The following is a 4,887-nucleotide window of genomic DNA, read 5'->3' as shown; positions in this document are numbered from 1 at the left end:
AAGCAAAGGAACTATTGTAGAAGAAATTAATGATGTAATAGGAATATATTCTTGTGATATTGTTTTTCTAAATTCATTAAATGAGAATATAGAAAAACAAATTGATAGGGATGGGATTGAAATTTATTCTAAAGTTAGTAGCAAGAAGCTAACTTCCAGTTACCTCCTAACACCTCGGAGGAACTAACATAAGTTGGAAATGAAATGGACAACTTATGTTAGCTATTTTTTCATTAGTAGGTTTAATAGTATTAACCTTAGTTGCTTTCAGTATCGGTAGTGCTTTTCTTAACTTCTTAGTTTCTATAGTGTCTGGTTTTTAAAAATTTCTTACCATAATTAAAACTTAGCTATTTAAGTATATCATCTATATTCTGTAGCTCTTCGCCACTAAATTCTAGGTTGTTCAAAGCTGCAACGTTATCTTCAACCTGCTTCACCTTGCTCGCGCCGATTATAGCAGAGGTCACGCGCCCATTACGGAGCACCCAAGCAAGTGCCATCTGAGCAAGACTTTGTCCTCTTGATGCGGCAACATCGTTTAATTTCCTTATTTTAACCAACATATCTTCAGTAATGTTACTTGAATTTAGGAATCTACTATTACCTGCTGCGCGTGAATCTGCAGGTACTCCACCTAAGTATTTATCGGTTAATAAACCTTGATTAAGTGGGCAGAATGCAATAACACCAGTGTTTTCTTTTTCAAGAACCCTCTGAAGACCATGTTCAATCAAACGATCTGCCATTGAATATCTAGCTTGATGGATAAGACATGGAGTACCGAGCTGTTTAAGTACTCTTATAGCTTCTTCAGTTTGAGAAGGGTTGTAATTTGAAATTCCAACATACAGAGCCTTTCCTTGCCGTACTATTAAGTCGAGTGCCGCCATTGTTTCCTCTATTGGGGTTTCGGGGTCAGGACGGTGATGATAAAAAATATCAACGTATTCAAGTCCCATTCTTTTTAAGCTCTGATCAAGACTTGCTACCAAGTACTTCTTTGATCCTTTATCTCCGTAAGGGCCAGGCCACATATCATAACCTGCTTTAGTTGCTATAATCATTTCATCACGATATGGTTTAAAGTCTGCTTTGAAAATTCTACCAAAAGTTTCTTCTGCGGAACCATAGGGTGGGCCGTAATTGTTTGCAAGATCAAAATGTGTTATTCCCAAATCAAAAGCCTTACGAACGATTGCACGTCCATTTTCGTAGACATCAGTTCCTCCAAAATTATGCCAGAAACCTAAAGTCAGTAGTGGTAGCTTTATGCCGCTCTTTCCGCAACGGTTATATTTCATGGACGAATATCTTTCTTTTTCCGGTAAATATGTCATGTTTTATTCCTCCTTGTGTATTAATCTAATTATATTATAACTATTGAAAAAAATAATTTAAATAGCAACATGTCTTAAAAATATGGTACAGTGTCTTATATCTATTAATTTTCAAAGGAGGGCACATTTTTGAATAGTATAGACGTTGAAAGTACAATTAGTAATATTAATTTAAATATATATTATTGTGGAAGTCAAGAATGTAAGCCTGGGCATTCCTGGGGACCAGCTGTAAAAGAACACTATAAGATACATTACGTTAATAAGGGGAAGGGAAGCTTCAATATAGGAAACAAAACTTATTTGTTAGAAGAGGGTCAAGGATTTTTAATATGTCCTAATGTTATCTCTTACTATAAAGCAGATAATAAAGATCCTTGGAAATATACATGGGTTGCATTTGATGGGACAAGTGTAGAGTCATATTTAAAAAGAGCAAATCTATCAGTTGAAAATCCAATATTTAAAGTTTGCGATGAAGAAATGAGTCAATGTCTGAATCAAATGGTTACAGTTAGTATTGTTGATCCTAGCAGGGACTTAAGATTGATAAGTCTATTGTACTTATTCATAGATATTATTATAAACCGCACAGGCTCTGCTAAAAACTCCTATAAATCAGTAAGACATCGGGAACCCTATATAGAAAATGTTATTGAATTTATTGAAATAAATTATTCTCAGAAAATTTTGATAACAGAAATTTCAAATCATATGGGAATTGACAGAAAGTACCTTTCAACAATATTTAAAGCTGCAATGGGCATCTCCATTCAAAAATATCTAATAGATTATAGAATGAATAAAGCATGCAATTTGATGCAAAACTATCTTCTTTCTATAGGGGATATATCCCGCTCAGTAGGCTACGATGATCCACTAGTATTTTCCAAGATGTTCAAGTATGTTATAGGGGTTTCCCCTAGGAAGTATAGAAATATGTATATATGGAAATAATGGTTAAACTTACAATGTATGATATATTTCGGTGTTATTACCTCCTAGCACCTCGGAGGAACTAACATAAGTTGGAAATGAAATGGACAACTTATGTTAGCTACTGATTGTGGCAAGAGCTTAAAAGGATAAGTTCACTTGCTGAAACAGAAATTGGTGAACATATAGATAAGGATAGTAGAATTAAGGGATTTTCTATAGAAGGAATGAAGATAGGAATAAAAGATGAGAAAATTAGGGTGGAGTATAATGAGATTTCTTGGAATTTTACTAGGGAAGAATTTGATAGGAAACCTAGGGATGTAATGGGGAGGATATTTAATTTGAGAAGGAATGTCTGCAATTAGGGTATTCTTTAAATTGTTACGCACTGCGTAGCGAGTTGAGTTAGTATCATTGTAAAATTATGAGTGAAATAGCATGCTAATAATAGCATATGGATGATAATATCACCTTAGGAGTTGATATGGATAAATATAAGCAAATATAAAGGTGTATTTTATTTGCTTCTGGCGTATACTAGTATTAATAGAACCCACCACGCCTCTTTACAATGCGCACCAGGTGGGACATTTTATTTGTGGGTGATATAATGAAAAGTGATAATATAATTTATAACAAAATTCCTACAACTTTTGAAGAGCAGATAAATATACTAAGAAAGAGAAATCTTATTATTGATAATGAAACTAGTGCAATTGATATACTTAGCAGAGTTAATTATTACAGGCTGAGTGCTTATATGTTAACATTTAAGTCAGATGATAAGTTTTTTAATAACACTACACTAGAAGACATCTATGATACTTATTGTTTTGATAAAAAGCTTAGAAATTTGTTAGTTGGTGTATTAGAAAGTACAGAAATTGAATTTAGGACACATATTGCATATCACATAGCACATAAATATGGAGCTTTAGGACACTTGGATAGTAATAATTTCACTAAAGTCATATTTCATGAAAAATATGTAAGTATAATAAAAAATGAAATTTATAAAAATAGGCAAGAACTATTTGTAATACATCATAAGACGAAATATAATGGACAAGTACCAATTTGGGTAGTAATGGAGATTACCACATTCGGAACTCTTTCAATGCTTTTTAATAATTTGAAGATTGAGGATAAAAAAGCAATAGGTTTAATGTGTAGGAATATACATTATTCGATGCTTACAAGCTGGTTAAAGTCATTATCTCATATTAGAAATGTATATGCACATTATGGTAGAATTTACAATAAAAAGTATAATACTAAACCAGTTATTCCTAAGATATATGAGGATTACCATATAGATAATGAAAGAATATTTTCTTTTATTTTAGTCATAAAACATAGTATACAGAATAAAAGTGAATGGAATAGTTTTTTAATAAATTTAAAAGGGTTAATAGATCAATATGAGATAATAAATTTAAGTTTAATAGGATTTCCAATTAACTGGTATGATATATTACTTGAATAATATAGTAATTACTTAACTCTATTTGTATTTTACCAAATTCGTTTCGCTCATTAGAACTTTACAAAGAAAGAGAAAGATCACGTCATGAAAGGGCTAATATGATAAGTAGTGCTAAGGATGAAGGAATAAATATTGGTGTAAAAAAAGGTGCAATTGAAAATGCAATAAAAGTGGCAGAGAATTTTTTAAATATGGGATTGACAGTTGAACAAGTTGCCAAGGGTTCTGAACTACCGATAGAAAAAGTAATTGAACTAAAAAAGAAAATGGTCCAGTAGTTAGCAACCAATAAACGGGAGTTAAGCAAAAGCTAAGTGCAGATGAAACATCTGATTCGGATTTAGTAGATGTGAAGGTAGGTCGACAATTTGATAGTTAGATGAAAAACAGAGATAGAAAACTTGGCGTGAGCCATGATGGGAAACTGCTGAGATGTATTTAAATATATCTAAGCAGTTTTTTTGTAAATCATTGTTTGAGACTTTTGAGAGTTGGTATAATAACTCTGTTAAATTAGGAGAGTACAATGGTACTGAAATCATTACTATTACAAATAAAAGCATGTGGCCGCACCATAACCCTTCTGATAAGTATCTTGAAGTAATTAGAATGGGCATAAAGGAAACATATCCTGAGATGAGTGATTTTAATGTGATGAAGTATTTGGTTGGGTGTGGAATATAAAAGGAAATAAAAAGCTAAAAAGTCATATCCTGAATTTAAGGGATATGGCTTTTAATATTAAATTTCAGATATAAGCGGTTTAAAATACAATTCACTTAAGTTTAAGAATAACAAACGTTGTGATCTAAGATAGCTTTTAGTGTATAGTTATTCATTTGTTGTATATCTATTTCAAATAAATTTTGATTAAATAGCAAAGCAACAGCAAAGAGATTAGCTTCATACTCCGTTGAATTTGACAGTGAATCACCTTCAAAATGATTACATGCATTCTTATGGAAAATAGCATGTCCTAACTCATGTGCACAAAAAATAAGTTGAGATTTTTTATCAAAGTTAGAATTTATATATATATGAGGTTCTATATCCTCCAAAGGTCTCAATATGTATGCTTGTAGCGCACGTTTTTTAAAAGCAACAAAATTACAATCAATATTT

Annotated in this window: 7 protein-coding genes and 1 pseudogene; 6 read left to right on the top strand and 2 right to left on the bottom strand. The window is 31.8% G+C overall.

Features of this window, described 5'->3' with window-relative positions:
- Window positions 1-187, top strand: a pseudogene (locus VIM70_RS00435) (hypothetical protein); the annotation flags it as partial.
- 163 nt (window positions 188-350) lie between these two features.
- Here VIM70_RS00435 and mgrA read toward each other — a convergent pair.
- Complete coding sequence (mgrA, locus tag VIM70_RS00430; protein WP_331942997.1) at window positions 351-1,340, bottom strand: L-glyceraldehyde 3-phosphate reductase; 990 nt, start codon at window positions 1,338-1,340, stop codon at window positions 351-353.
- Between the two features lie 129 nt (window positions 1,341-1,469).
- Here mgrA and VIM70_RS00425 point away from each other — a divergent pair, with 129 nt between their 5' ends.
- The 5 genes from VIM70_RS00425 to VIM70_RS00405 all read left to right on the top strand — a co-directional run bounded on the left by VIM70_RS00425 (window position 1,470) and on the right by VIM70_RS00405 (window position 4,449).
- Window positions 1,470-2,297: an AraC family transcriptional regulator gene (locus tag VIM70_RS00425; RefSeq protein ID WP_331942995.1), complete on the top strand. Its 828-nt coding sequence runs from the start codon at window positions 1,470-1,472 to the stop codon at window positions 2,295-2,297.
- A gap of 107 nt (window positions 2,298-2,404) precedes the next feature.
- A complete protein-coding gene (locus VIM70_RS00420; RefSeq protein ID WP_331942993.1) occupies window positions 2,405-2,644 on the top strand; it encodes a hypothetical protein in 240 nt (79 codons plus the stop codon).
- A gap of 245 nt (window positions 2,645-2,889) precedes the next feature.
- The gene (locus VIM70_RS00415; protein WP_331942991.1) at window positions 2,890-3,765 is read left to right on the top strand and encodes an Abi family protein; all 876 of its coding nucleotides are present in this window, start codon (window positions 2,890-2,892) and stop codon (window positions 3,763-3,765) included.
- Between the two features lie 98 nt (window positions 3,766-3,863).
- Window positions 3,864-4,043, top strand: a complete 180-nt coding sequence (locus VIM70_RS00410) for a hypothetical protein (RefSeq protein WP_331942989.1) — start codon at window positions 3,864-3,866, stop codon at window positions 4,041-4,043.
- A 154-nt stretch (window positions 4,044-4,197) separates the two neighbouring features.
- Window positions 4,198-4,449, top strand: a complete 252-nt coding sequence (locus tag VIM70_RS00405; RefSeq protein WP_331942987.1) for a hypothetical protein — start codon at window positions 4,198-4,200, stop codon at window positions 4,447-4,449.
- Between the two features lie 101 nt (window positions 4,450-4,550).
- On the opposite strand, the gene VIM70_RS00400 is transcribed toward VIM70_RS00405, so the two are convergent.
- Window positions 4,551-4,887, bottom strand: a 337-nt coding sequence (locus VIM70_RS00400) for an ImmA/IrrE family metallo-endopeptidase (protein WP_331942985.1), incomplete at its 5' end; no start/stop codon positions are given.

This window comes from Clostridium sp. (assembly GCF_036569345.1).
In the GTDB taxonomy this organism is placed as follows: domain Bacteria; phylum Bacillota; class Clostridia; order Clostridiales; family Clostridiaceae; genus Clostridium_AD.
Note: the sequence above shows the minus strand (reverse complement) of the source record. Positions and strands in the feature narration are given on the sequence as shown.

Coding starts and splice junctions, on each gene's coding strand:
- VIM70_RS00405 (WP_331942987.1), top strand. CDS start 4,198: ATGTATTTAAATATATCTAAGCAGTTTTTTTGTAAATCATTGTTTGAG.
- mgrA (WP_331942997.1), bottom strand. CDS start 1,340: ATGACATATTTACCGGAAAAAGAAAGATATTCGTCCATGAAATATAAC.
- VIM70_RS00415 (WP_331942991.1), top strand. CDS start 2,890: ATGAAAAGTGATAATATAATTTATAACAAAATTCCTACAACTTTTGAA.
- VIM70_RS00410 (WP_331942989.1), top strand. CDS start 3,864: ATGATAAGTAGTGCTAAGGATGAAGGAATAAATATTGGTGTAAAAAAA.